Below are 25,221 nucleotides of genomic sequence, written 5' to 3'. Positions count from 1 at the left end.
AAAACGATAAAAACCAAGGAGGGAGCCATGGAAATGTTCAACTTCGATTATGACGAGGTAGTTGAGCTCGGTTCACGTAGCCGCGGGACAACGGGAAAAAAACGCAAATGGCGCGAGATTGAGGCGTTGAAAGACAAGCACCGCCTGCAGAAGGAGCTGCAATCAATCGATATCGCCTATGAAGGTCTGACCGACGAGATTGAGCTGTAATCGAGTCAATCTTGGTAAAAGCGCCCCGCTCACCTGGGGCGCTTTTTTTGCCTCCAACCGGCGCTCAGAAGCACACCTGACAGCTTGTTACAGGGCTATAAAACAAAAGCCCCCGTATCGACGGGGGCTTGGTGCAGAGCGAGTGGACTTAGCAGTAACCGTAGCCCAGCAGACGCTGGTAACGCTGCTCCAGCAGTTGCTCGCTATCAAGCGGACGCAGGGCATCCAGATCCTGCTTGATGCGCGCCTTGAGGTTTTTGGCCATCTTGGCGACATCGCGGTGAGCGCCGCCAAGCGGCTCCTCGACGATGGAGTCGATGAGCTTGAGCTCTTTCAGACGCTGGGCAGTAATGCCCATCGCATCGGCCGCCACGGAGGCCTTGTCGGCACTCTTCCACAGGATGGAAGCACACCCTTCCGGCGAGATGACGGAGTAGGTGGAGTACTGCAGCATGTTGACGCGGTCGCCCACGCCGATAGCCAGTGCGCCGCCGGAGCCGCCTTCACCGATCACGGTGCAGACTACCGGCACGGTCAGACCGGCCATCACCTTCAGGTTGCGGGCAATCGCTTCGGACTGGCCACGCTCCTCGGCACCCACGCCCGGGTAGGCGCCCGGAGTGTCGATAAAGGTGATGATCGGCATCTTGAAGCGCTCGGCCATCTCCATCAGGCGCAGGGCCTTGCGGTACCCTTCCGGGCGCGGCATGCCGAAGTTGCGCTTGATCTTCTCCTTGGTCTCGCGACCCTTCTGGTGACCAATCACCATCACCGGCTCGCCGTCGAGACGGGCGATACCGCCCACGATGGCCTTGTCGTCGGCATAGGCGCGATCGCCAGCCAGCTCGTCAAAATCGGTGAAGATATGCTCGAGGTAGTCGAGGGTGTAAGGGCGCTGGGGATGACGCGCCATCTGGGATACCTGCCAGGCACCCAGATCACCGAAGATCTTCTTGGTCAGCTCTTCGTTTTTCTTCTCCAGCCGATGGATCTCGTCTTTAAGATCCACGGCACGATTGCCTTCACTCACATGTTTGAGTTCATCAATCTGCGCCTGCAACTCGGCAATCGGCTGTTCAAAATCCAGAAAAAGACTCATAGGGCCTTAGAACCTCTAATCAAAAACCAACTCGACCCGCTCTCGCCCAAGCAGGACGCGCAAGTCATCTAACAGTTGATCGGTGGGCGTCACCCGCCACTCGGTACCGAGCGTCAATCGCACCCGGGAACCGGGGCGACGATAGTTTACCTGAACCGGACAGACTCCGGCACGGGCGGGCTCCAAAATCTCGCACAAACGCGGAAAAAAGCGATCATCGATACGCTGTTCATCAAGGGAGATGCGAATTGCTCTGGCAAAACGCTCCCTCGCATCGTTGATATCCAGTAATTCACGGGCCGACATTTTAAGGCCACCGGAGAAGTCATCAAAGCTGACCTGTCCAGAAACCACCAAAATACGGTCTTTTTGCATCAACTCTTCGTACTTTTCCAGCGCTTCGCTGAAAAGTGTCACATCGAGACGGCCGGAGCGGTCGTCCAGAGTGAAGATCCCCATCTTGTTGCCGCGCTTGGTCACCATGCTGCGGGCGGCAATCACCAGCCCCGCCGCCGTGGTCACCGTATCGCGGGAAGTAGGATGCAGATCACACAATCGGCCCGACGTATAACGACGCAATTCGCCGCTGTACTGGTTGATCGGATGACCGGTCAGATAGAGCCCGAGGGTCTCGCGCTCCCCTTCCAGCCACACCTTGTCAGGCCAGTGCGGCACGTTGGCGAACGCCTTCTTGACGTCGTCAATCTCCTCGGTGAGCACGCCGAACATGTCGACCTGCCCCACCGCCTGCGCCTTGGCGTGCTGCTCGGCGGCGCGCATCGCCTCCTCCAGGGTCGCCATCAGGGCGGCGCGGTGGGGGCCGAGCCGATCCATGGCACCGGAGAGAATAAGCTTCTCCATCACCCGCTTGTTGAGCTTCTTGATGTCGACCCGGTTGCAGAAGTCGAACAGGTCGCGGAACGGCCCATCCCGATCCCGCGCGTCCAGAATCGCGTCGATAGGGCCTTCACCGACCCCCTTCACCGCGCCGATACCGTAGACGATATGACCATCTTCATTGACGCTGAAGCGGTAGCGGCCGGTATTGACGTCCGGCGGGATCACGGTGAGCCCCATCCGCTGGCACTCGTCCACCAAGGTCACGATCTTGTCGGTGTTGTCCATATCGGCGGTCATGACCGCCGCCATGAACTCGGCCGGGAAGTGGGTCTTGAGCCAGAGGGTCTGGTAGGAGACCAGCGCATAGGCGGCGGAGTGTGACTTGTTGAAGCCGTAGCCCGCAAACTTCTCCACCAAATCGAAGATCTTCATCGCCAGTTCGCCGTCGACGCCATTTTTGATGGCGCCCTCTTCGAAACCGGCTCGCTGCTTGGCCATCTCCTCGGGCTTTTTCTTACCCATCGCCCGGCGCAGCATGTCCGCACCACCGAGCGTATAGCCCGCCAGCGTCTGGGCAATCTGCATCACCTGCTCCTGATAGAGGATGATGCCGTAGGTGGGTTCGAGGATGGGCTTGAGGCTCTCGTGCTGCCACTTCTCGTCCGGATAGGAAATGGCTTCATTGCCGTGTTTACGGTCGATGAAGTTATCCACCATGCCTGACTGGAGCGGGCCCGGACGGAACAGGGCCACCAGTGCAATCATGTCTTCGAAGCAGTCGGGCTGCAGCCGCTTGATGAGGTCCTTCATACCGCGGGATTCAAGCTGGAATACCGCTGTGGTCTCGTAGCGCTGCAGCAGATCGAACGAGCGCTTGTCATCGATGGGGATGGCGGCGATGTCGACCGGCGGCTTGCCCTCTTTGGCAAGACGCGGGTTAATCATGCCGAGCGCCCAGTCAATGATGGTGAGCGTTCGCAGACCCAGGAAGTCGAACTTCACCAGACCGGCGTATTCCACGTCGTTCTTGTCGAACTGGGTAACCGGGTGATGGCCCTCATCATCACAGTAGAGCGGCGCAAAGTCGGTGATCTTGGTAGGCGCGATCACCACGCCACCGGCGTGTTTACCGGCGTTGCGCACTACCCCTTCGAGCCGGCGGGCCATGTCGATGAGGTCTTTGACCTCCTCGTCCTGCTCGTAGAGCTCGGGCAGCTTGGGCTCGGCCTCGAACGCCTTGGCCAGCGTCATGCCCGGATCCGGCGGGATCAGCTTGGAGATGCGATCGACAAAACCGTAGGCGTGGCCCAGTACCCGGCCCACGTCCCGCACCACCGCCTTGGCCGCCATGCTGCCGAAGGTGATGATCTGCGACACAGCCTCCCGACCATACATATCGGAGACGTGCTCGATCACTTCATCCCGTCGATCCATGCAGAAGTCGACGTCGAAGTCGGGCATGGAAACCCGCTCGGGGTTCAAGAAACGTTCGAACAGCAGGTCAAATTCCAGCGGGTCGAGGTCGGTAATCTTGAGGGCGTAGGCCACCAGAGAGCCTGCACCGGAGCCACGGCCCGGGCCAACGGGGATGCCATTGTCCTTGGACCACTGGATAAACTCCATCACGATGAGGAAGTAACCCGGGAAGCCCATCTGGTTGATTACTTTCAGCTCGATATCGAGACGCTCGTCATACTCGGGACGACGCTCGGCCCGCACCGCCGGATCCGGGAACAGGAACTCGAGACGCTCCTCCAGACCCTCTTTCGATTTGGCCACCAGAAAATCTTCGGTGGTCATGTCGCCGGTCGGGAAGTTGGGCAGGAAATATTCGCCGAGACGCACCGTCACGTTGCAGCGCTTGGCGATCTCCACCGTGTTCTCCAGCGCCTCGGGGATGTCGGCAAACAGCTCGCACATCTCCTCCTGACTGCGCAGGTACTGCTGCGGGCTGTAGCGGCGCGGACGGCGCTTGTCCATCAGGGTATAGCCATCATGGATGGCGACCCGGATCTCGTGGGCGTCGAAATCATCGGCGTTGAGGAACACCACCTCGTTGGTAGCCACTACCGGCAGCTCGAACTCGGTGGCAATGGCCACCGCCATGTGCAGATAGACCTCCTCGTCGGAGCGACCGGTGCGCAGCAGCTCGAGGTAATAGGCATCCGGGAAGTGGGTCTGATAGAAGGCGACGCACTGCTCGGTCATCTGGCGGTTGCCCTTGAGCAGGAATTTGCCCACATCCCCCTCGCGCCCGCCGGAGAGCACGATCACCCCCTTGGCGTGTTCGGCAAGCCAGGCCTTGTCGATGACCGGACGCCCCTGCACATGGCCGCGCTGATAACCGCGGGAGATGAGCAGGGTGATGTTCTGGTAGCCCTCGTTGTCCATGGCAAGCAGGGTGAGGCGGAACTGCTCGTCACCAAGCTCGTCACTCTGCACCCAGAAGTCGGCGCCGACGATGGGTTTGATCCCCTTGCCGTGGGCGGCACCATAGAAGCGCACCAGACCGCACATGTTCATCTGGTCGGTCAGGGCAATCGCCGGCATGTTGTCGGCCGCGGCAGCCCCGACAATGGGATTGATCTTCTGCAGTCCATCCACCATGGAGAAGTCGGTGTGGACTCGCAAATGGATAAAACGGGGGTCAGCCATCGTCATGCCCTCTCATTACGCAAGCAGAACCAGCCAAGGCAGAAATCGTTCAGACATATCAGCATGGATTATTCGAGCCCCAGTGCGCGGCGCACCGGCTTGAAGCTTTTGCGATACTCCGGCAGCGGGCCGCGCTCAGCCAGAATGGCGAGGTGCTCCGCAGTCGGATAACCCTTGTGGCGGGCAAAACCGTACTCGGGATGACGGCTGTCCAGCTCGGTCATCTCCGCATCACGGGTCACCTTGGCGAGGATCGAGGCGGCGCTGATGGCGGCCACCAGACTATCGCCCTTGACCACGGCACGCGCCTCCATCGGCAGAGCAGGACAGCGGTTGCCATCGATAAAGACCAGCTCGGGCGTCACCTTCAGCCCCGCTACGGCGCGCTGCATCGCCAGCATGGTGGCATGCAGGATGTTGAGATCGTCGATCTCCTCCGGGGTGGCTCGGCCGATGGCGAAGGCCAGCGCCTTCTCCTTGATCTCGTCAAACAGAGCGAGGCGCTTCTTCTCGGAGAGCTTCTTGGAGTCCGCCAGCCCGGCAATCGGATTGGCCGGGTCGAGAATGACCGCGGCGGTGACCACGTCACCCACCAGCGGGCCGCGGCCCACTTCGTCCACACCGGCAACCAGCTTGTCGTCAGGAATATCGATCATCATCTTGTAGCCTTGAATCAAAACAAGGAAGGTAGGTTCGAATAGCGAAGCGTATTCGAACGTTCCCTGGGCATCTATTAGTTAGGTGAGCGTTCGGTGACACAGTGACGCGATCGTCCGATTACGCCGCAGCGCGGCTAATCGAACCTACCGCTGCTACCTGCCGAGCAGCTCGGCTACCGCCTCGGCAGCCTGCAGATCGGCGTTGCAGCGAATGAGTTGATGGAGCTCGGTGAAGGTGTTGACCAGCGCACTGTTGTCGTGCTCGAAATATTTGCTTACCTCTTCCACCAGATTCTCCGGGGTGCACTCGTGCTGGATGAGTTCCGGCACCAGCATGCGCCCGGCCAGCAGGTTGGGCAGGGAGACAAATTCGGTCTTCACCAGCCGCTGGGCCAGCCAGTAGCTGAAGGGCTTGAGCTTGTAACCCACCACCATCGGCTTTTTCACCAGCATGGCTTCGAGCGCCGCGGTGCCGGAGGCGAGCATCACCACGTCGGCGGCGATCATCGCCTCGCGCCCCTGCCCTTCCAGCAGCACCATCTCGAGATCCGGTGCCACTTCGGCTTTGATAGCCATGAATTGCTCACGCCGTTTCTGGTTGACCAGCGGCACGATAAAGCCGAGATCCGGATAGCGCACCGTCAGGTGTTTGCACGCTTCGAGAAACAGAGGGGACATAAAGCCCACTTCCGCCGTGCGGCTGCCCGGCAGTACAGCCAACCAGCGGCGGTTGGCATCGATGCCCAGCTTGCGGCGCACGGCAGCCTGATCCGGCACCAGCGGAATGTCATCCGCCATGGTGTGGCCGACAAAACGGCAAGGGGCCTCGAAACGGTCGTAGAAAGCTTTCTCGAACGGCAGGAAGGCAAGCACCATGTCGGTGGCGGCCTTGATCTTGTGAATGCGGTTCTGACGCCATGCCCACACCGAGGGGCTGACATAGTGAACCGTCTTGATACCGGCGCGGCGCAGTTTCAGCTCCACCCCGATATTGAAATCCGGTGCATCCACACCGATGAAGATATCGGGTGGATTGGCGATGAAGTGGCGCAGCAGTTCGCGACGAACCTTGAGGATACGCGGCAGACGCCCCAGCACCTCGGTGATCCCCATGACGGAGAGCTCTTCCATCTCGAACAGGGCCTTGACGCCCAGAGCCTGCATGCGCGGCCCGGCGATCCCTTCGAACTGCGCGTCCGGGTAACGGACTTGCAGCTCGCGCACCAGACCGGCAGCCAGAATGTCGCCGGAGACCTCTCCGGCGACGATACCGATACGAACCGGATCAGGCACGGATGATCCCGCGCTCGTTGTCTTTGAGGAAGTCAACATAGAGCTGGACGGCCGGTTCGGCTTGCGCCATCTCGATCAACACCGGCAGCACCTCTTCGATGGTCTTGCCAGAGCGGAAGATCTCTTTGTAGGCACGCTTGACGGCAGAGATGGCCTCAGCGCTGAAACCGCGACGACGCAGACCTTCGGAGTTGACCCCGAACGGCTTGGCGTAGTTGCCGGCGGCCATCACGTAGGGCGGCACGTCCTTGTTCAGGGCGGCGCAGCCACCAACAAAGGCGTGAGAGCCAACGCGGCCGAACTGGTGAATGGCAGAGAGACCACCGAAGATCACGAAATCGCCGATCACCACGTGGCCCGCCAGGGTCGCGTTGTTGGCGAAAATGCAGTTGTCACCGATGATGCAGTCGTGGGCAACGTGAACGTTGACCATGAACAGGTTACCACTGCCCACCTTGGTCAGGCTCTGATCCTGGATGGTGCCGCGATGCACGGTGCAGTTCTCGCGAAAGACGTTGTTGTCGCCAATCTCGAGGAAGGTGCGCTCGCCGGCGTACTTCTTGTCCTGGCAATCCTCACCGATGGAGGTGTGCTGGAAGATCTTGTTGCCGCGACCAATCTTGGTCGGGCCCTTGATCACCACGTGGGAGCCCACCCAGGTGTTGTCGCCGATTTCTACCTCGGCGCCGATGACAGAAAAGGGGCCGATTTCAACCCCTTTACCGATCACGGCAGACTCATGGACGATAGCAGTATCGTGAATGGTGGCAGTCTGGTCGATCACGTGTGTTAAACCTCGCGTTTGGCGCACATCAGCTCGGCGGTACAGACCACTTCACCGTCGACGGTGGCGACACCGGTGAACTTGGCAATACCGCGACGCTCTTTCAGGAACTCCACGTCGAGCACCAGCTGGTCACCGGGGCCGACCGGACGCTTGAAGCGAGCGTTGTCGATTGAGGCAAAGTAATAGAGTTCATTGGGGGACGGCTTGCCCACCATGGTAAAGGCCAGGATACCGGTGGCCTGCGCCATCGCTTCGAGGATCAGTACTCCCGGGAACACCGGCTTGGCCGGGAAGTGCCCCTGGAAGATCGGCTCGTTGAAAGAGACGTTCTTGATGGCGCGCAGGGTTTTGCGCTCATCGCTAATCTCGTAGTCGTCTACACGATCCACCATCAGGAACGGATAACGGTGGGGCAGCAGATCCATGATTTCCTGGATGCCCAGGCTCTTCTTTTCAGTAGTCAAAACAGTACCCTATACCAATCGTGATTATTCTTGATCCAGCTTCTTCTCAAGCTTGCTTAACCGCTTGTGCATCTCTTCGATACGCATCACCCGGGCGGCGGTCTTGCGCCACTCTTTATTGGTTTGCAGAGGGATGCCGGAAGAGTAGACACCGGGCTCGGTAATGGGTCGCATCACCATGGCCATACCGGTAACGGTGGCCTGGTCACAGATCTCCATATGCCCGTTAAAGACGGAAGCGCCGCCAATGATACAGTATTTGCCGACCTTGAGACTACCAGCCATCACGGTGGAGCCCGCCACGGCGGTGCCGTAGCCGATCTCGACGTTGTGGGCGATCTGGCACTGGTTGTCGATGATGACGTTGTCAGCGATGCGGGTATCTTCCAGCGCACCGCGGTCGATGGTGGTGCAGGCACCGATCTCGACCCGGTTGCCAATGGTCACGCCGCCGAGCTGGGGGATCTTGATCCACTCGCCACGTTCGTTGGCGTAACCGAAACCATCGGCACCGATCACTGTACCGGATTGAACCAGACAGTCGGTACCCATGGTCACATTGTGATAAAGGGTGACGTTGGCCCACAGCCGGGAGCGAGCTCCCAGCCGGGTATTCTTGCCAACGAAACAACCCGGGCCAATGCGGACATCGTCACCCAGCACGACGCCGGATTCGATCACTGCATTGGCACCGATGGCCACTCTCTCGCCCAGCTGGACGTCGGCCGCGATGACGGCGCTCGGATGGATATCCATGGCCGGCTGCGGGGTGGTGTCCAGCAGTTGGGCTACCCGGGCAAAACCCACGTAGGGATCCTTGAGCACCAGCGCATTGGTGGGACAGAAAGGGAGATCCGCCTCTGTGATAAGCACGGCAGTCGCCTTGCTCTGCTCCAGATAAGAGCGGTACTTCTTGTTGGACAGGAAGGTAATCTCACCCTCCCCGGCCTTTTCCAGTGTCGCTACCTTGCGGATTTCCAGGGTTCCGTCGCCATGGACCTGGGCCCCCAGTTGCTGGGCCAGCTGTGCGAGAGTAAATGCCATCAATTAGTTGCTCTTGCTTACCTGAGAAATAACCTGGCCGGAGATGTCCAGCTTGCTGGCGGCATACGGGGCGGCATTGCGCTCCAGCACCAGATCGTAACCATTGCTCTTGGCGATGGAGTCGATGGCAGCTTGCACCTTGGTCAGGATCTTGTTGCGCTCTTCAGACTGACGACGGCCATTGTCCTGCTCGAATGCCTGGCGCTTCTGGTTGAACTCCATCTGCAGCTTGGCCAGCTTCTCCTGGCTCTGCTTCTTCTGCTCGGCGCTCATGAAGGCTTCATCCTTGCGGAACTTCTCGACCAGCTTCTGGCCTTCCTGTTCCAGCTTCTGCAGCTCGCGCATGCGCGGCTCGAATTCGCCTTTCAGCTTGGCGGCAACGGCTTCACGCTGGGGCAGCTTTTGGAAAACTTCGCCCATGTCGACCACGGCAATCTTGGTCTCAGCGAAGGCAGAACCCATGCCGGCAGCCATCAGTGCAAAGCTCAAACCAGCTACTTTCAACGCTTTATTCACACTTACTCCTTGTTCCCTCATGGCGAGGGCTACCTGATTTACCCGATTATGCAAGCGGCATTGACACCGTCTTGTTACCTGGTGAGGCACGCAAGCTGCGCGTCCCATCATTGAATACCCCCACCGTATGGGTGGGGGTGAAACACTCATCAGAAGGTACGGCCGATGTTGAACGAGAAGAACTCGGTACGGTCACCCTCATATTTCTTGATCGGCTTGGCCAGTGCGAATACCAGCGGGCCCATGGGAGAGAGCCACTGCAGGGAGACACCGGCAGAGACCCGGATGTTACCCGGGCTGGAGTAGTCCTGGCTCAAGTAGTTGCAATCTGCCCCGGCGGCGCAGGGGTAGGCACCATTGGCAAAATCGGTGCTCCAGACAGTACCGGCATCAATAAAGGCGGTAGAGCGGATCTGCGGACGGTAGGTCTCGGAGACGAACGGAGTCGGGAAGACCAGTTCGAACGAGGCCACTGCCAGAGCGTTGCCACCGACCGAGGTGTCGGAACCTTCGTAGTTACCTGTTTCACATGGCTGATTGCCGGTACAGCCACCGGTACCAGGCTTGGTATAGGTCTTGTAGATCGCCTTGGGACCAATGGTATTGCTCTTGAAGCCGCGCACCGTATCGAAACCACCGGCGTAGTAGTTTTCGAAGAAGGGGAGCATGGAGTCATTGCCATAGCCATTGCCGTAGGAGACGCGCCCCTTGCCGATCATTACCCAGCTGTGATCCGCATCGAGCGGGAAGTAGTGGGCATCTTCGGCGGAGAGCTTGTAGTACTGCAGCTCCATGCCCGGTACGGTCACCTTGGCGTTGACCCGCTGGCGATCACCGGCGGTCGGGAACATCCCCTTGTTCAGGGTGGAGCGGGTCCAGCCTGCGGTCAGGTCGACAGTCACGAAGTCGAGGTTGGAGCCATCCTGCGAATAGAGGTTCCAGAACTGATCCATCTGCACCGACTGGCGGTTGTCGTTCCACTGATCCCAGCAGTAGGTGTTGCCATTGGTATCCGGGTTGTCTTTCAGACACTCCTGATAGTTCTGGGCATTGAACGAAGGACGGCTCAGCTTGGTGCTCTCGACACCGGTACTGAAGTCGAGACGGTTGAACTCGTTGACCGGGAAACCGCTGGAGAGACGGAAACCGATGGTTTCGTTTTCATAATCAACGATATCCGCATCATCGGCACGGAACTGGTTGTAGTAGACCCGGCCACCCAGGCTGACGCCATCGACGGTGAAGTAGGGGTCGTTGTAACTCAGATCGACGTTCTTGGAGTAGTCGTTGGTGCTGGCGTTGATGGCAACCCGCTTGCCGGTACCCATGAAGTTGTCCTGGGAGATCCCCGCCTGCAGGCTCAGGCCCGATTCGGTACCGTAACCCACACCCGCGTTGATGGAGCCGGCCGGCTGCTCCTTGACCTTGAAGTCGAGATCGACCAGGTCCTCGTTGCCCGGCACCCGCTTGGTGTCCACTTCCACGCTCTCGAAGTAGCCGAGGCGGTTGAGGCGGCTCTTGGACTGCTCGATATTGTCCGAGGAGAGCCAGGTGCCCTCCATCTGGCGCATCTCGCGGCGCAGCACCTGATCTTCGGTGGTGGCGTTGCCGGTGAAGTTGATGTTGCGCACATAGACACGCGGACCCGGCTCAACGTTGACGATGAGCTCGACTTCCTTGGTCTTGTCGTTGATCTGCGGGAACGTGACCACTTTCGGATAAGCATAACCATAACGACCGAGGAACTTGGAGAGTACCTCTTCGGTGTGGGTGACCTGGCTTGCAGAGTAGGTGCTGCCCGCTTCGATGGGGATCAGCCCCTTCATCTCGCCGCCGCGGTCGATCAGATCGCCCTTCAGCTGGACGCCGGAGACCTTGTACTGCTCCCCTTCCTTGATATTGAGGGTGACGTAAACGCCCTTCTTGTCCGGGGTCATGGAGACCTGGGTGGACTCCTGCTGGAAGCGGATATAACCGCGGTCCATGTAGTAGGAGCGCAGGGTTTCGATATCACCGGCCAGCTTCTGCTTCTGATAACGCTGATCCGCGGTGAAGTTCCACCAGGGCACTTCGTCACGCAGGGAGAGCTGGGCAATCAGCTTCTCTTCCGGGAAGACGCTGTTGCCGACGATGTTGATCTGCTGGATCTTGGCAGCCTGACCTTCGACAAAGGTGAACTTCAGGTCTACCCGGTTGCGCGGCAGCGGGGTGACGATAGCCTTGACCTTGGCGGAGTACTTGCCCACGCCATAGTAGAAATCTTCCAACCCTTTTTCGAGGGAGGTAAGCACGGTGCGATCCAGCGGGTCGCCGACACGGATGCCGGAGGACTCCAGACTCTGGGTCAGCTGCTCCTCTTTGATATCCTTGTTGCCGGAGAACTCGATGCTGGAGATGGTCGGACGCTCCTTGACCATCACCTGCAGCACCTGGCCATCGCGGTAGACCTTCACATCCTCGAAGTTGCCCGAGGAGTAGAGCTTCTTGATGGCATTCGCCAATGCGACGGAGTCGACAGAGTCGCCAACCCGGATCGGCAGGTTCAACAGTGCCGCACCCAGGGTCACCCGTTGCAAACCTTCGACCTGGATATCTTGCACCACAAAAGAGGCAGGGGCCGCCTGGGCCAGGAAACTGGCGCCCAGCAGGCAACTCAACACCAATGCTTTTTTAACAGCCATTTTGTTCTTATGTGTCCTTGTTGATGCTCTGGCCTCAGAGGCGAGCGAAATCGTTAAACAGCGCAATGCCCATCAATAACATCAGAATGGCGGCACCGATCCTGAAACCCACTTCCTGAATTCTCTCCGACACCGGTTTGCCAGTGACCGCTTCGATAAGGAAATAGACCAGATGGCCACCATCGAGCACCGGCAGGGGGAACAGGTTGATGATCCCCAGGTTGACGCTGATCAGCGCCAGAAAACTCAAGAAATAGACCAGACCATAGTCGGCACTGCTGCCCGCCCCCTTGGCAATGGAGATGGGGCCGCTCAGGTTATCCAGCGACACTATGCCAGCAACCAGCTTGCCGATCATGTCAAAGGTGAGCGTGATCAGGCTCCAGGTCTTCTGGGCTCCCTGCCACAGGGCCTGCAAAGGGCCATACTGTAACAGAATTCGGTATTCATCCGGTAATGGAACCAGTTGCGGCGAGAGCCCGACAAAACCAACCAGTTTGCCCTGCACCTTTCTGGTATCCGGGGTCAGGGTCACATCAAGGTCGCGGTTGTTGCGCTCGACCACTACCTGCAACGGTGCGCCCGGTGCGTGCTGCACCAGCTCGACGAACTGGGCCCACTCGGTGATCTCCTGCTCGCCGACCCGCTTGATGCGATCGCCAACCTGCAAACCCGCCTTTTCACTGGCACTCTTGGCTACCACGGCCGACACCACAGGCAATACCTTGCCACCAAGGGGCACGATCCCCAAGCTGCCGATCGGGGATTCCCGGTCCGGATCAAACTTCCAGCTCTCCAGCGACAGATTCTTGTCGGTGGCATAGCTGGTCTGGGGGGCTTTCACCTTGAGGGTGACCGACTGATCGCCCAGATGGCTCAGCAGGGCATAAGTGACGCTCTCCCAGTCGCCGGTCTGCTCATCACCGACCCCGACAATCTCCATGCCCGGCAGGATGCCCGCCTCGGCCACGATGGACGCAGGGCGTACCTCGCCAATCACCGGTTTTACCGCCGGCACGCCAATCATGAACATCAGCCAGAGGGCAAACAGGGCAAAGACGAAGTTGGCCATGGGGCCAGCCGCAACGATGGCCATCCGGGCCCATACCGACTTGTGGTTAAAGGCGTACTGCTCGTCGCCGGGTTTGAGCTCATCCACCCGGCCATCCAGCATCTTGACGTAGCCACCCAGCGGGATCAGGGCCAGCACGTATTCGGTGCCGTCCTTGCCAAGGCGACGCCAGATCGCCTTGCCAAAACCGATGGAGAAACGCTCAACCTTTACCCCGCAACGGCGGGCAACCCAGAAGTGGCCAAACTCGTGTACCGCGACCAGCAGGCCAAGGGCAACGACAAAGGCCCCGATATTCCACAACACACCGCCCATCAGCCAAGCTCCTCAATCAGGTGGCGGGCACGGGCACGCGCGACGCCATCCAGGGCAAACAGATCGTCGAGGGAGCTCACGGCACTGCTCTCCAGCGCCAGCATCACCGCCTCGTTGATCCGGGCAATATCCATAAAGCCAATCCGCTCGGCCAGGAAGGCGGCAACCGCCTCTTCATTGGCCGCATTGAGCGCAGTGGTTGCTGCTTGCCCCTTGTGGCAGGCATTGATGGCCAGCGCCAGGCAGGGATAGCGATCGTAATCAGGCCGGATAAAGCTGAACTCTCCGACACTGAAGAAATCCAAAGGTTCCACGCTGGAAGGGATGCGATTGGGATAGGCCAGCGCGTGGGCGATAGGAGTGCACATATCGGGGTTGCCGAGCTGGGCCAGCACGGAGCCATCCTTGTACTGCACCATGGAGTGGATCACCGACTGCGGGTGGATCACCACCTGGATCTGCTCGGGCGCCGCATTGAACAACCAGCGCGCCTCGATATACTCCAGCCCCTTGTTCATCATGGTGGCGGAGTCGACTGAAATCTTGGCCCCCATCGACCAGTTGGGGTGAGCGATGGCTTGTGCCGGCGTGACATGAGCCAGCTCGCCAACCTCGGTATAACGGAACGGGCCACCGGAACCGGTCAGCAGGATTTTGCTGATCCCCGCCGCCGCCAGATCGCAGAAACCGGGTTGGCGCTGCACCTCGGTCGGCAGGCACTGGAAGATGGCGTTATGTTCGCTGTCGATGGGCAGAAGCTCGGCACCATGCTCACGCACGGCCTCCATGAAGAAGGCACCGGACATCACCAGCGCCTCCTTGTTGGCCAGCAGAATGCGCTTGCCGGCACGTACCGCAGCCATGGTGGGGGCGAGTCCGGCCGCACCGACAATGGCCGCCATCACGCTGTGAGCATCGGGGTGAGCGGCTACGTCGCACAGGGCGGCGGCACCAGACATGACCCTAGTCGCACTGCCGTGCGCTTGCAGACGAGCAGCCAGCTCACGGGCGGCCTCCTCATCGACCATCACGGCAAAACGGGGGGAGAATTCGAGACAATCCCGCAACATGGCATCCACGTTGCGGGCGGCGGTCAACGCCAATACTTGCCAACTGCCCGGGTTGTGGCGCAGCACCTTCAGGGTACTCTGACCAATGGAGCCGGACGCCCCCAGAATAACCAGAGACTTGTGCATCAGAACTCCTGGCTGAGTAGCAGATAGCTGAGCAGGAACACCGGCAGGGCGGCCGTCAGGCTGTCGATCCGGTCGAGGATGCCACCATGGCCCGGCAGCAGGGAGCCGGAATCCTTGATACCGGCCTCACGTTTGAACATGCTCTCGGTCAGATCGCCGAGTACAGAGGCGAGCACCGCCAGCAGCGAGCAGAACAGCACGATCCCCATCTTGGCGGGCACAAAGCCCATGAACCAGGTCACCCCCACCGCCAGCAGGCTGGCAGTAAAGAGGCCGCCACACATCCCTTCGATGGTTTTACCCGGGCTCACGGCCGGTGCCAGCTTGTGTTTGCCGAACGCCTTGCCGAAAAAATACGCGCCAGAATCTGCCGCCCAAACCAGACCCATGACGAACAGCAGGATCCAGGCCCCCATCATGGGGTCGTGATAGAAGTTGTAACCACGGATGGCCACCAGTGACCAGAAGAAGGGAACCAGAGTCACCAGACCAAACAGGGACTTGAGCCAGACCGACTCTTTCCACAGCTTGGCGCTTTGGGGATAGCGCAGCACCAGCAGCAAGCCGAGCAGCCACCAGCTGACGGCGGTCCAGAGCACGCCCATCACCAGCGGGTGCAGATGGGGAGTCCAGAGCTGCTCCACCGGCAACCAGAACAGGCTGGCCCCGAGCAACAGGCAGAATACGATGGGTAACCATTGTTGCGGGGCGGCAGAGACAAAGCCGCTCCATTCACGGCTGGCCAGCAAAAAGACCAGCGCAGCCAACAGGGCAAAAAACTTCAATGGCAGAAAGAAAAGCGCCCCCAATACCAGGGGGATCAACATCAAAGCAGTAATAATTCGTTGTTTTAGCAAAAGAAACCTCTCTCTTGGGAGCGGGGTTTAGCCGGTCTGCTGCTCGGCGATCAATTCCCGGATCTGTTCACCCGTACAACCGAAGCGGCGTTCGCGGGCAACAAAGGAGGCAACGGCCTCACTGAACTCGGCCTCGTTGAAATCGGGCCACAACACCGGGGTAAAGTAGAGCTCGGCATAGGCGAGCTGCCATAAAACAAAATTGCTGATGCGATGGTCACCACCAGTACGGATCAGAAGATCCACCGGGGGCAGATCGGCCATGCATACCTCGCGGCCAAGCATGGACTCATCAATCTGGTCGGCCGACAATTCACCGGCCGCCACGGCAGTGGCCAGCTTGCGGGCCGCTTGGGCGATATCCCACTGGCCGCCATAGTTGGCCGCAATGTTCAGGGTCAACCCCTTGTTGTTGGCGGTCAGCGCTTCCGCCTTGGCGATCTTGGCCTGCAGCCGCTCGCTGAAGCGGGCGGTATCACCGATCACCTTGAGCCGGATGCCGTTGCTGTGAAGCTTGCTCACCTCACGGCCCAGCACGGTAATGAAGAGCTCCATCAAGGCACTGACCTCCCCTTCCGGGCGACGCCAGTTCTCGCTGGAGAAGGCGAACAGGGTCAATGCTTCGATCTTGGCCCGGGCGGCAAAGGTCACCGCCTCACGCACCGACTTGACGCCAGCCTTGTGCCCATAGACCCGCATCTTGCCACGGTTCTGGGCCCAGCGGCCGTTGCCATCCATGATGATGGCGACGTGACGGGGCAAAGAGGTGTTGGCGCAATCACCCAACGCAGCCAAAAGCGACATGGTTTTCTCCCACAAAGACAAAAGCGCCGTGCAGGGGCACTACACGGCGCTCGTAATATACCTTTCAGGCGCTTAGATTTCCATTAGCTCCTTCTCCTTTGCAGCAAGGGCCTCATCGACCAGCTTGATGTAGGAGTCGGTCAGTTTCTGGATCTCTTCCTGGGCGCGACGGTCGTCGTCTTCGGAGATCTCTTTGTCCTTCAGCAGCGCTTTCAGATCGGCGTTGGCATCGCGACGGATGTTGCGCACGGCAACACGAGCGTTCTCCGCTTCACCACGAACAACCTTGGTCAGGTCGCGGCGACGCTCTTCGGTCAGCGGCGGCAGCGGCACACGCAGGCTCTGGCCGTTGCTGGAGGGGTTCAGGCCCAGATCGGAAGTCAGGATCGCTTTCTCTACCGCCTGGATCATGGAGCGGTCAAATACGGAGATGGAGAGGGTGCGAGAGTCTTCGGCTACCACGTTGGCCAGCTGCTTCAGCGGAGTGGCCGCACCGTAGTACTCAACCTGGATACCGTCGAGCAGGCTCGGGTGAGCACGGCCGGTACGGATCTTGGACATCTGGGTCTTGAGTGACTCGACACTCTTGCCCATGCGCTCCTTGGCGTCGTTTTTAATCTCGTTGATCACAGCGGTTTTCCTTTTGGCGAACGAGCCGCCGCGCGGCTCGCATCTATCTTATTTGCTGACGTGATGGATCAGGGTACCTTCCGGCTCACCCATGATAACCCGGCGCAGGGCACCCGGTTTGTTCATGTTGAACACGCGGATCGGCAGATCATGGTCACGTGCCAGAGTAAAGGCAGCAAGATCCATCACCTTGAGCTCTTTTTCAAGAACTTCATCATAACTCAATTCATGGTACAGCACGGCATCCGGATTCTTGACCGGATCTTCGTTGTATACACCATCGACCTTGGTGGCTTTCAGCACCACGTCGGCTTCGATTTCGATCCCGCGCAGACAGGCCGCAGAATCGGTAGTAAAGAAGGGGTTGCCAGTACCGGCAGAGAAGATCACCACTTTGCCTGCACGCAGCTGGCTGATGGCTTCGGCCCAGACGTAGGAGTCACAGATCCCCTGCAGGGAGATGGCAGACATCAGACGGGCATTCACATAAGCACGATGCAGGGCATCACGCATGGCCAGACCGTTCATCACGGTTGCCAGCATACCCATGTGGTCGCCCACCACGCGGTTCATGCCCGCTTTGGCAAGACCGGCACCACGGAACAGGTTGCCGCCACCGATGACCAGACCGACCTGAACACCCAACTCAACCAGCTCCTTGATCTCTTGGGCCATCCGATCCAGCACCGCCGGATCAATGCCGAAACCCTCGGCGCCTTGCAGGGCTTCACCACTCAACTTCAGAAGAACACGTCTGTATGCAGGTTTGGGATTGGTACTCATGTCACTGATTCCTGGTCATATAAAGACCGCGACATAAGTCGCGGTCTGGGGAAACGGAAAAACCGGTTCGATTAAGCCTTCTGAGCGGCCGCGATCTGAGCTGCAACTTCAGCAGCGAAATCGGTCTCTTGCTTCTCGATGCCTTCGCCCACTTCGAAACGGGTGAAGGAGACAACGTCAGCGCCTTCTTTCTTCAGCAGCTCGGCAACGGTCATGGAAGGATCTTTCACGAACGGCTGACCAGTCAGGGAAACCTCACCGGTGAACTTCTTCATGCGGCCTTCAACCATCTTCTCGGCGATCTCTTTCGGCTTGCCGGAGTTGATGGCGATGTCGATCTGGATTTCGCGCTCTTTGGCAACGACGTCAGCGGAAACATCTTCCGGCTTGACGAACTGCGGGCTGTTGGCAGCTACGTGCATGGCCAGATCTTTGGCCAGCTCGTCGGTACCGCCAGTCAGCTTGGTGATAACACCGATGCGGGAACCGTGAACGTAGGTACCCAGGTTGTCACCTTCAACCAGCATCACGCGACGCAGGTTCATGTTCTCACCGATCTTGGCGATCAGGTTGGTGATGGTCAGCTCTACGGACTCACCGTTGCCGAAGTCAGCAGCTTTCAGCGCGTCAACATCAGCAATCTTCTGGGTAGCAGCGATCTCGACGATCTTCTGACCCATGGCCAGGAAGCCGGCATCCTTGGAAACGAAGTCAGTCTCGCAGTTCAGCTCGATCATGACGGCAACGTTGCCTTCGGTACGGGCGAAGATCACACCTTCAGCGGCGATACGGCCAGCTTTCTTGGCGGCTTTGGCCTGACCGGATTTGCGCATGTTCTCAATTGCCAGCTCGATATCACCAGCAGCTTCTTCCAGTGCTTTTTTGCAATCCATCATGCCAGCGGCGGTGCGCTCGCGCAGTTCTTTTACCAGGGCGGCAGAAATGTTTGCCATGTCCAGTATCCTCGGTCTTGAATTGACAAGAAACAGGGGCCACAAGGGCCCCTGCTAACCAATTACATCAGCTTGGTTAATAAGGGCTTTGCAGTCCTTATCAATTACTCAGCTTCAACGAAGCCATCTTGTTCAGCTTGAACAACGATGTCCTGAGCGCGAGCTTCCAGTACGGTGTCAGCAGCAGCATTCAGGTACAGCTGAACAGCACGGATAGCGTCGTCGTTACCCGGGATGACGTAATCAACGCCGTCCGGGTTGGAGTTGGTATCAACGATGGAAACTACCGGGATACCCAGGTTGTTGGCTTCTTTGATAGCGATGTGCTCGTGGTCGGCATCGACAACGAACAGAACGTCAGGCAGGCCGCCCATGTTCTTGATACCACCCAGGCTCTTCTCCAGCTTTTCCATTTCGCGAGTACGCATCAGCGCCTCTTTCTTGGTCAGCTTGTCGAAGGTACCGTCCTGGCTCTGGGTTTCCAGATCTTTCAGGCGCTTGATGGACTGACGAACGGTTTTCCAGTTGGTCAGCATGCCGCCCAGCCAGCGGTGGTTAACATAGAACTGGTCGCAACGCTCAGCGGCTTCTTTTACGGCTTCAGACGCGGCACGCTTGGTACCTACGAACAGTACCTTGCCTTTCTTGGCAGCTACGGAGCTGATGAAGTTCATGGCATCGTCAAACATCGGAACGGTTTTTTCCAGGTTGATGATGTGAACTTTGCTGCGAGCACCGAAGATGTAGGATTTCATTTTCGGGTTCCAGTAACGAGTCTGGTGACCGAAGTGAACGCCGGCTTGCAGCATGTCGCGCATAGAAACTTTAGCCATTTTATACCTCTGTATTGGGGTTAGGCCTCCACACATCCCATATAACCGACCCGTTAAGGCACCCCGGCATATGTGTCGATGTGTGTGTGTTGTTTAAGTAAGGGTGATGAAATCGGGACGCAAGTTCCCCATTCCGGCGCGCTTTATATCATAACTTTGGCCACGACACCACCGGAGCGAGGCTAAACGAGCGCTAAATATGGATCCCGTCAACGGAGGTTGCGACTGCCATTTGACGTTGTGATGACAATCACACTGGAAGTACGAAGGGGTTGCGGATAAAATTTTGGCCTGATTGCAAACGCATCTATTTTTCATTACCTGTCCAGCCTGCCCTCGCAGGCCCGGTGGCAGGCCGCAAGAGAGATCCCATGTCCATTAAAATCAAGACACCGGAAGAGATTGAAAAGATGCGCGTTGCCGGCCAATTGGCCGCCGATGTGCTGGTCATGATTGCGCCCCATGTCAAAGCAGGCGTCACCACTGACGAACTGAACACCCTTTGCCACAACTACATCGTTGACGTGCAGCAGGCTATCCCGGCTCCGCTCAACTACCACGGCTTCCCCAAATCCATCTGCACCTCGGTGAACGATGTGATCTGCCACGGCATCCCGAACCACAAGAAGCTGCGTGATGGCGACATCATCAACCTCGACATCACCGTCATCAAGGATGGCTACCACGGCGACACCTCTGCCATGTTCATCGTGGGCGAGACCACTCCGCTGCGTCGTCAGCTCTGCAAGATTGCGCAAGAGAGCCTCTACGCCGCCATCAAGAAGGTACGACCGGGTGCCTGCATCACCGAGATCGGCGCAGTGATCCAGCCCATCGTAGAGAAGGCCGGCTTCTCCGTGGTGCGTGACTACTGTGGCCACGGCATCGGTGCCGAATTCCACGAAGAGCCGCAGATCCTCCACTACCGCAACGGCGGCAAGCTGGAGCTGAAGGCGGGCATGTGCTTCACCATCGAGCCGATGGTCAACAGCAAGAAGTACCACTGCAAGGTCAATCCGAAGGATGGCTGGACCGTCACCACCAAGGATGGCGGCGACTCCGCCCAGTGGGAACACACCCTGCTGGTGACCGAAGATGGCTGCGAAGTGCTGACCCTGCGCCCCGACGACACTATCGACCGCTTCATCAAACACAGCTAACATCGAACCCCGGCCCTTAGCGAAAAGCGCCGGGGTTTTTACTGCCCGTTTCAGCCATATGCCTGCCACTTGTGTGTGAGATGCCATGGACGCCAGCCTGCTTTCCCCCCACCTGTTACCCGACGACCAGCTCACCCGCGACAACTGCAAAGAGTACCTGAGCCGCTTTCTCGGCTGGCTGCACGCCCGCTTCGATGCCGGTGACAATATCATCGAGCTGGTCGCCACCCGCTCCGAATATATGGATCAACTGCTCTGCCGCCTCTGGCAGAAGTTTGGCTTCGACAAGAGCGACCTCACCCTCATCGCGGTAGGCGGTTATGGCCGAGGCGAGCTGCACCCCCACTCCGACATCGACCTGCTGATCCTCTATGACGGCGACGAGCTGGACGAAGTGCTGGGGCTGCGCATCGGCGAGTTCATCACCCTGCTATGGGATCTCAAGCTGGAGGTGGGTCAGGCGGTACGCAACGTGGCGGAGTGCATCGAGCAGGGCAAGGCCGACATCACAGTCGCCACCAACCTCATTGAGGCGCGCTACATCACCGGCCGCAAGGAGGGTTTCCGGCAACTCAAAGAGGCAACCGGCCCCCAGCACTTCTGGCCGAGCGAAGCCTTCTTTCGCGCCAAGCGCCAAGAGCAGGCGGAGCGGCACCAGCAGTTTCTCGGTACCGCCTACAAGCTGGAGCCGGACCTCAAGTGCAATCCGGGCGGTCTGCGCGACATCCAGACCCTCGCCTGGGTCGCCCGTCGCCACTTCGGTGCCACCACCCTGTTCGAGATGACCAGTCACGGCTTCCTCAACCGCGCCGAGTACCGCGAGCTGCTCGACTGCCAGAATTTCCTCTGGAAGGTACGCTTTGCCCTGCACATGGCCATCAACAAGGGCGACAACCGCCTGCTGTTCGACCGCCAGCGCACCGTGGCCCAGATGCTGGGCTTCGAGGGGGAAGGCAACGCGCCGATCGAGCAGATGATGAAGCGCTTCTACCAGACGGTACGGCGGGTTGCCGAGCTCAACGAGATGCTGCTGCAACTGTTTGACGAGGCGATTCTTGGCAACAGCGCCATGGATGTGCGCCGCCTCTCCGACGAGTTCCAGCTCCGTGGCCGCCTCATCGATGCAGTAGATGCCGAGCTGTTCGCCCGCGAGCCTGCCGCTATCCTGCGCCTCTTCTACCAGATGGCCCAGCATCCCGAGATTGCCGGTATCCACTCCGCCACCCTGCGCCAGCTGCGCGAAGCGCGGCGCAAGCTCAACTGCTGGCTGCAGGATCTGCCGGAGTGCCGTCGCCTGTTCATGGCGCTGCTGCGCCACCCCAACGGTATCGGCCTGCCGATGAGCCTGATGCACAAGTACGGCATTCTGGCGGCTTACCTGCCGCAGTGGAACCTCATCGTCGGCCAGATGCAGTTCGACATGTTCCACGCCTACACGGTGGATGAGCACACCCATCGGCTGCTCAAGAACATTCACGGCTTTCCCAACCCGGCCAACCGCCAGAGTCACCCGCTCTGCCACGAGGTGTTCACCCGGTTGCGCAAACCGGAGCTGCTCAGCATCGCCGCCCTGTTCCACGATATCGCCAAGGGGCGGCGCGGCGATCACTCGGAACTTGGCGCCGTCGATGCGCTGGAGTTCTGCCAGCTGCACGGCCTCGATCGCTACGAGAGCCGGCTGGTCGCCTGGCTGGTGCGCCACCATCTGCTGATGTCGGTCACCGCCCAGCGCCGCGATATCTATGACCCTGACGTGGTCACCGACTTTGCCCAGAAGGTGCGCGACGAGCAGCATCTCGACCTGCTCTACTGCCTCACCGTGGCCGATATCTGCGCCACCAACGACACCCTGTGGAACGACTGGAAGGGCACTCTGCTGCGCGAGCTCTACTTCGCGACCCAGAAGGCGCTGCGCCAGGGGCTGGAGAACCCGCCCGACATGCGACTGCGCATTCGCGAGAACCAGCGCCAAGCCAAGCAGCTGCTGGCGCAGCGTGACGTGCCGGAGGAGGCGATCAATCAGCTCTGGGGCGACTTCAAGGCCGATTACTTCCTGCGTCACAGCCCGGAACAGATCGCCTGGCACTGCCGCCACATCATCGAGCATGGCGACAACCCGGCGCCGCTGGTGCTGATCGGCAAACACCCGACCCGCGGTGGCAGCGAGGTGTTCATCTACTGCCGCGACACGCCGAACCTGTTTGCCACCGTCGCCTCGGCGCTGGATCAGAAGAACCTCAACATTCACGACGCCCAGATCATGAACTCGCGCAGCAACTTCGTGCTCGATACCTTTGTGGTGCTGGAACCCAACGGCGAACCCATTAGTCCCAACCGCACCGCCACCATCAAGAAAGCGCTGGAGAAGGCGCTGCAGGAGCCGGGCAAACTGGTGCTGCGCAACAAACCGCTGTCACGGCGCCACCGCCAGTTCAGCGTGCCGACCCGGGTCGTTTTTCTACCGCACAAGGGGGAGAGCCGCCACACCCTGATGGAGCTGACCGCCCTCGATACTCCCGGCCTGCTGGCGCGGATCGGCGCGGTATTCCAGCAGTGCGGCCTGTCGCTGCACGCCGCCAAGATCGCCACCTTTGGCGAACGGGTCGAGGACTTTTTCAGTCTGACCAGCCTCGATGGCGAGCCATTGACGGCAGAGCAGCAACTGCAACTGGAAGAGCGGCTGGTGCATCAGCTCAATCCGCAGCAATTTGTCATGGAGTGAGTGCAATCTGATTCGAAAGAGGCTGTTTTTACCTCCGTTTTCCCATACCAAACAAATGGTTGGCTGGGAAATATGAAAGAAATGGTCGCTGGCCGGAAGAATTCCGGTCAGCCACTTAAAAACAGTCGGAAAAGTGTGATACAACAAACAGAATTTTTTAAAGGAAACCTGTCATGACCGAGTTGCAACAGATCATTGAAGCGGCCTTCGAGCGCCGCGACACCATTACCCCGAGCACTGTGGACAGCGCTACCAAATCCGCCATCCTGCAAGTCATCGAACTGCTGGACTCCGGCAAGGCCCGGGTTGCCGAGAAGATCGCCGGTGAGTGGGTTGTTCATCAGTGGCTGAAGAAGGCGGTACTGCTCTCGTTCCGTATCAACGACAACGGCATCATCAAGGGCGACGACGCCCAGTACTACGACAAGGTTCCCCTCAAGTTCTCCAACTACACCGAAGAGCAGTTCAAGGCTGCCGGTGTACGTGTGGTGCCGCCGGCGACCGCCCGCAAAGGCTCCTTTATCGCCCCCAACACTGTGCTGATGCCCTCTTACGTCAACATCGGCGCCTACGTTGACGAAGGCACCATGGTCGATACCTGGGCCACCGTCGGCTCCTGCGCCCAGATCGGCAAGAACGTACACCTCTCCGGCGGCGTCGGCATCGGCGGCGTACTGGAGCCACTGCAGGCCAACCCGACCATCATCGAAGACAACTGCTTTATCGGTGCCCGCTCCGAAGTGGTTGAAGGGGTGATCGTCGAGGAAGGTTCCGTTATCTCAATGGGCGTCTTCATCGGCCAATCCACCCGCATCTATGACCGCGAAACCGGCGAAATCCACTACGGCCGCGTACCGGCTGGCTCCGTAGTCGTCTCCGGCTCCCTGCCCTCCAAGTGCGGCAAGTACAGCCTCTACGCTGCCGTGATCGTCAAGAAGGTGGATGCCAAGACCCGCGCCAAAGTCGGCATCAACGCCCTGCTGCGCTCCATCGACGAGTAAGCCGTTCACCGTGCTTTAAAGGGCGCCTGATGGCGCCCTTTTGATTTTGGCGCCGCTGTCACAGGCAAGCAGCACAAGCTCGGTTAAGATAGATGGGACAGGATCGTTTCAAACCGAGGAAGCCTGATGTACGAGAATCTCAAGAGTCTGGGGATCCAGGATCCCGCCTCCGTCGACAGCTACACCCTGCGCCAGGAGGCCAACCACGACATCCTCAAGATCTACTTCAAGAAGCAGAAGGGCGAGTTCTTCGCCAAGAGTGTCAAATTCAAATACCCGCGCCAGCGCAAAACCATGCTGGTTGACTCGGGCACCCATGAGTACAAGGATGTCACCGAGATCAACGCCAACCTCAAATACGTGGTCGATGAGCTCGACAGCCTTACCCAGGGCGTGCATGTTCATGCCGACCCGGACATCAAGCAGAAGATCCTGCGCGACTTGCGCCATCTGGAGAAGGTAGTGCAGAACAAGATCAGCGAGATTGAGCGGGATCTGGAGAAACTCTAACCCTTCCCCCTCTTGCTTAAAGAGCGCCCGCTGTGGCGCTCTTTTTATTGCCGCGTACCAACAATACCGGTCAAGTGCTTCATGACAGACTCAGCTCCCAGTCACCAAACGGCACAAAAAGAAGAGGGAGGCTTGCG

The 25,221-nt window shown here is 59.1% G+C and carries 22 protein-coding genes; 5 read left to right on the top strand and 17 right to left on the bottom strand.

Annotation, left to right across the window (positions count from 1 at the left end):
* The first annotated feature begins 27 nt into the window (after positions 1-27).
* Positions 28-210: a DUF3545 family protein gene (locus tag I6L40_RS07740; RefSeq protein ID WP_005338547.1), complete on the top strand. Its 183-nt coding sequence runs from the start codon at positions 28-30 to the stop codon at positions 208-210.
* 148 nt (positions 211-358) lie between these two features.
* On the opposite strand, the gene accA is transcribed toward I6L40_RS07740, so the two are convergent.
* The 17 genes from accA to rpsB form a co-directional block, all read right to left on the bottom strand.
* Positions 359-1,309, bottom strand: coding sequence for an acetyl-CoA carboxylase carboxyl transferase subunit alpha (gene accA / locus I6L40_RS07735; RefSeq protein ID WP_033116084.1), 951 nt, complete (start codon positions 1,307-1,309; stop codon positions 359-361).
* A 15-nt stretch (positions 1,310-1,324) separates the two neighbouring features.
* Positions 1,325-4,804, bottom strand: coding sequence for a DNA polymerase III subunit alpha (dnaE, locus tag I6L40_RS07730; RefSeq protein WP_041208431.1), 3,480 nt, complete (start codon positions 4,802-4,804; stop codon positions 1,325-1,327).
* Positions 4,805-4,872: 68 nt separating this feature from the next.
* Positions 4,873-5,463, bottom strand: a complete 591-nt coding sequence (rnhB, locus tag I6L40_RS07725) for a ribonuclease HII (protein WP_043849329.1) — start codon at positions 5,461-5,463, stop codon at positions 4,873-4,875.
* Positions 5,464-5,616: 153 nt separating this feature from the next.
* On the bottom strand, positions 5,617-6,756 hold the full coding sequence (lpxB, locus tag I6L40_RS07720; protein ID WP_071912245.1) for a lipid-A-disaccharide synthase: 1,140 nt from the start codon (positions 6,754-6,756) through the stop codon (positions 5,617-5,619).
* Positions 6,749-7,540 (bottom strand): acyl-ACP--UDP-N-acetylglucosamine O-acyltransferase, encoded by a 792-nt coding sequence (gene lpxA, locus I6L40_RS07715; RefSeq protein ID WP_042030265.1) that lies wholly within the window; start codon positions 7,538-7,540, stop codon positions 6,749-6,751. Before lpxA ends, lpxB begins: the two co-directional genes overlap by 8 nt.
* A gap of 5 nt (positions 7,541-7,545) precedes the next feature.
* Positions 7,546-7,968 carry a 3-hydroxyacyl-ACP dehydratase FabZ gene (gene fabZ, locus I6L40_RS07710; protein ID WP_013724020.1) on the bottom strand — a complete coding sequence of 141 codons (423 nt, stop codon included), beginning with the start codon at positions 7,966-7,968 and terminating at the stop codon, positions 7,546-7,548.
* 63 nt (positions 7,969-8,031) lie between these two features.
* Positions 8,032-9,051 (bottom strand): UDP-3-O-(3-hydroxymyristoyl)glucosamine N-acyltransferase, encoded by a 1,020-nt coding sequence (gene lpxD / locus I6L40_RS07705; RefSeq protein WP_005343790.1) that lies wholly within the window; start codon positions 9,049-9,051, stop codon positions 8,032-8,034.
* 3 nt (positions 9,052-9,054) lie between these two features.
* Complete coding sequence (locus I6L40_RS07700) at positions 9,055-9,567, bottom strand: OmpH family outer membrane protein (RefSeq protein WP_033116088.1); 513 nt, start codon at positions 9,565-9,567, stop codon at positions 9,055-9,057.
* 149 nt (positions 9,568-9,716) lie between these two features.
* The gene (bamA, locus tag I6L40_RS07695) at positions 9,717-12,248 is read right to left on the bottom strand and encodes an outer membrane protein assembly factor BamA (RefSeq protein ID WP_071912246.1); all 2,532 of its coding nucleotides are present in this window, start codon (positions 12,246-12,248) and stop codon (positions 9,717-9,719) included.
* Between the two features lie 34 nt (positions 12,249-12,282).
* Complete coding sequence (rseP, locus tag I6L40_RS07690) at positions 12,283-13,635, bottom strand: sigma E protease regulator RseP (RefSeq protein WP_071912248.1); 1,353 nt, start codon at positions 13,633-13,635, stop codon at positions 12,283-12,285.
* Positions 13,635-14,831 carry a 1-deoxy-D-xylulose-5-phosphate reductoisomerase gene (gene ispC / locus I6L40_RS07685; protein ID WP_071912250.1) on the bottom strand — a complete coding sequence of 399 codons (1,197 nt, stop codon included), beginning with the start codon at positions 14,829-14,831 and terminating at the stop codon, positions 13,635-13,637. The genes rseP and ispC overlap by 1 nt, the downstream gene beginning before the upstream one ends.
* Positions 14,831-15,658 (bottom strand): phosphatidate cytidylyltransferase, encoded by an 828-nt coding sequence (locus tag I6L40_RS07680; protein WP_231499732.1) that lies wholly within the window; start codon positions 15,656-15,658, stop codon positions 14,831-14,833. Before I6L40_RS07680 ends, ispC begins: the two co-directional genes overlap by 1 nt.
* 57 nt (positions 15,659-15,715) lie before the next feature.
* On the bottom strand, positions 15,716-16,492 hold the full coding sequence (uppS, locus tag I6L40_RS07675) for a polyprenyl diphosphate synthase (RefSeq protein ID WP_033116093.1): 777 nt from the start codon (positions 16,490-16,492) through the stop codon (positions 15,716-15,718).
* Positions 16,493-16,564: 72 nt separating this feature from the next.
* The gene (frr, locus tag I6L40_RS07670; RefSeq protein ID WP_041208078.1) at positions 16,565-17,122 is read right to left on the bottom strand and encodes a ribosome recycling factor; all 558 of its coding nucleotides are present in this window, start codon (positions 17,120-17,122) and stop codon (positions 16,565-16,567) included.
* Between the two features lie 48 nt (positions 17,123-17,170).
* A complete protein-coding gene (gene pyrH, locus I6L40_RS07665) occupies positions 17,171-17,905 on the bottom strand; it encodes a UMP kinase (RefSeq protein WP_041208077.1) in 735 nt (244 codons plus the stop codon).
* 71 nt (positions 17,906-17,976) lie between these two features.
* A complete protein-coding gene (tsf, locus tag I6L40_RS07660; RefSeq protein WP_041208076.1) occupies positions 17,977-18,858 on the bottom strand; it encodes a translation elongation factor Ts in 882 nt (293 codons plus the stop codon).
* Between the two features lie 104 nt (positions 18,859-18,962).
* Complete coding sequence (rpsB, locus tag I6L40_RS07655; protein ID WP_005303470.1) at positions 18,963-19,691, bottom strand: 30S ribosomal protein S2; 729 nt, start codon at positions 19,689-19,691, stop codon at positions 18,963-18,965.
* 371 nt (positions 19,692-20,062) lie between these two features.
* Between rpsB and map the strand changes: the two genes are divergently transcribed.
* The 4 genes from map (at position 20,063) to I6L40_RS07635 (ending at position 25,084) form a co-directional block, all read left to right on the top strand.
* Positions 20,063-20,851 carry a type I methionyl aminopeptidase gene (gene map, locus I6L40_RS07650; RefSeq protein ID WP_041208075.1) on the top strand — a complete coding sequence of 263 codons (789 nt, stop codon included), beginning with the start codon at positions 20,063-20,065 and terminating at the stop codon, positions 20,849-20,851.
* A gap of 85 nt (positions 20,852-20,936) precedes the next feature.
* Complete coding sequence (gene glnD, locus I6L40_RS07645) at positions 20,937-23,573, top strand: bifunctional uridylyltransferase/uridylyl-removing protein GlnD (RefSeq protein WP_041208074.1); 2,637 nt, start codon at positions 20,937-20,939, stop codon at positions 23,571-23,573.
* A gap of 173 nt (positions 23,574-23,746) precedes the next feature.
* Entirely contained in the window at positions 23,747-24,574 is an 828-nt protein-coding gene (gene dapD / locus I6L40_RS07640; protein ID WP_033116099.1) for a 2,3,4,5-tetrahydropyridine-2,6-dicarboxylate N-succinyltransferase, read from the top strand.
* A gap of 126 nt (positions 24,575-24,700) precedes the next feature.
* Positions 24,701-25,084, top strand: coding sequence for a DUF3461 family protein (locus I6L40_RS07635; protein ID WP_033116100.1), 384 nt, complete (start codon positions 24,701-24,703; stop codon positions 25,082-25,084).
* Positions 25,085-25,221: the final 137 nt, after the last annotated feature.

This window comes from Aeromonas sp. FDAARGOS 1410, assembly GCF_019048745.1.
GTDB classification, from domain to species: domain Bacteria; phylum Pseudomonadota; class Gammaproteobacteria; order Enterobacterales; family Aeromonadaceae; genus Aeromonas; species Aeromonas jandaei.
Note: the sequence above shows the minus strand (reverse complement) of the source record. Positions and strands in the feature narration are given on the sequence as shown.

Bases quoted from the DNA above. Each gene is read 5' to 3' on its own strand.
- I6L40_RS07740 (WP_005338547.1), top strand. From the start codon at position 28: ATGGAAATGTTCAACTTCGATTATGACGAGGTAGTTGAGCTCGGTTCA.
- accA (WP_033116084.1), bottom strand. From the start codon at position 1,309: ATGAGTCTTTTTCTGGATTTTGAACAGCCGATTGCCGAGTTGCAGGCG.
- dnaE (WP_041208431.1), bottom strand. From the start codon at position 4,804: ATGGCTGACCCCCGTTTTATCCATTTGCGAGTCCACACCGACTTCTCC.
- rnhB (WP_043849329.1), bottom strand. From the start codon at position 5,463: ATGATGATCGATATTCCTGACGACAAGCTGGTTGCCGGTGTGGACGAA.
- fabZ (WP_013724020.1), bottom strand. From the start codon at position 7,968: ATGGATCTGCTGCCCCACCGTTATCCGTTCCTGATGGTGGATCGTGTA.
- lpxD (WP_005343790.1), bottom strand. From the start codon at position 9,051: ATGGCATTTACTCTCGCACAGCTGGCCCAGCAACTGGGGGCCCAGGTC.
- bamA (WP_071912246.1), bottom strand. From the start codon at position 12,248: ATGGCTGTTAAAAAAGCATTGGTGTTGAGTTGCCTGCTGGGCGCCAGT.
- rseP (WP_071912248.1), bottom strand. From the start codon at position 13,635: ATGGGCGGTGTGTTGTGGAATATCGGGGCCTTTGTCGTTGCCCTTGGC.
- ispC (WP_071912250.1), bottom strand. From the start codon at position 14,831: ATGCACAAGTCTCTGGTTATTCTGGGGGCGTCCGGCTCCATTGGTCAG.
- I6L40_RS07680 (WP_231499732.1), bottom strand. From the start codon at position 15,658: ATGTTGATCCCCCTGGTATTGGGGGCGCTTTTCTTTCTGCCATTGAAG.
- uppS (WP_033116093.1), bottom strand. From the start codon at position 16,492: ATGTCGCTTTTGGCTGCGTTGGGTGATTGCGCCAACACCTCTTTGCCC.
- pyrH (WP_041208077.1), bottom strand. From the start codon at position 17,905: ATGAGTACCAATCCCAAACCTGCATACAGACGTGTTCTTCTGAAGTTG.
- tsf (WP_041208076.1), bottom strand. From the start codon at position 18,858: ATGGCAAACATTTCTGCCGCCCTGGTAAAAGAACTGCGCGAGCGCACC.
- rpsB (WP_005303470.1), bottom strand. From the start codon at position 19,691: ATGGCTAAAGTTTCTATGCGCGACATGCTGCAAGCCGGCGTTCACTTC.
- map (WP_041208075.1), top strand. From the start codon at position 20,063: ATGTCCATTAAAATCAAGACACCGGAAGAGATTGAAAAGATGCGCGTT.
- glnD (WP_041208074.1), top strand. From the start codon at position 20,937: ATGGACGCCAGCCTGCTTTCCCCCCACCTGTTACCCGACGACCAGCTC.
- dapD (WP_033116099.1), top strand. From the start codon at position 23,747: ATGACCGAGTTGCAACAGATCATTGAAGCGGCCTTCGAGCGCCGCGAC.
- I6L40_RS07635 (WP_033116100.1), top strand. From the start codon at position 24,701: ATGTACGAGAATCTCAAGAGTCTGGGGATCCAGGATCCCGCCTCCGTC.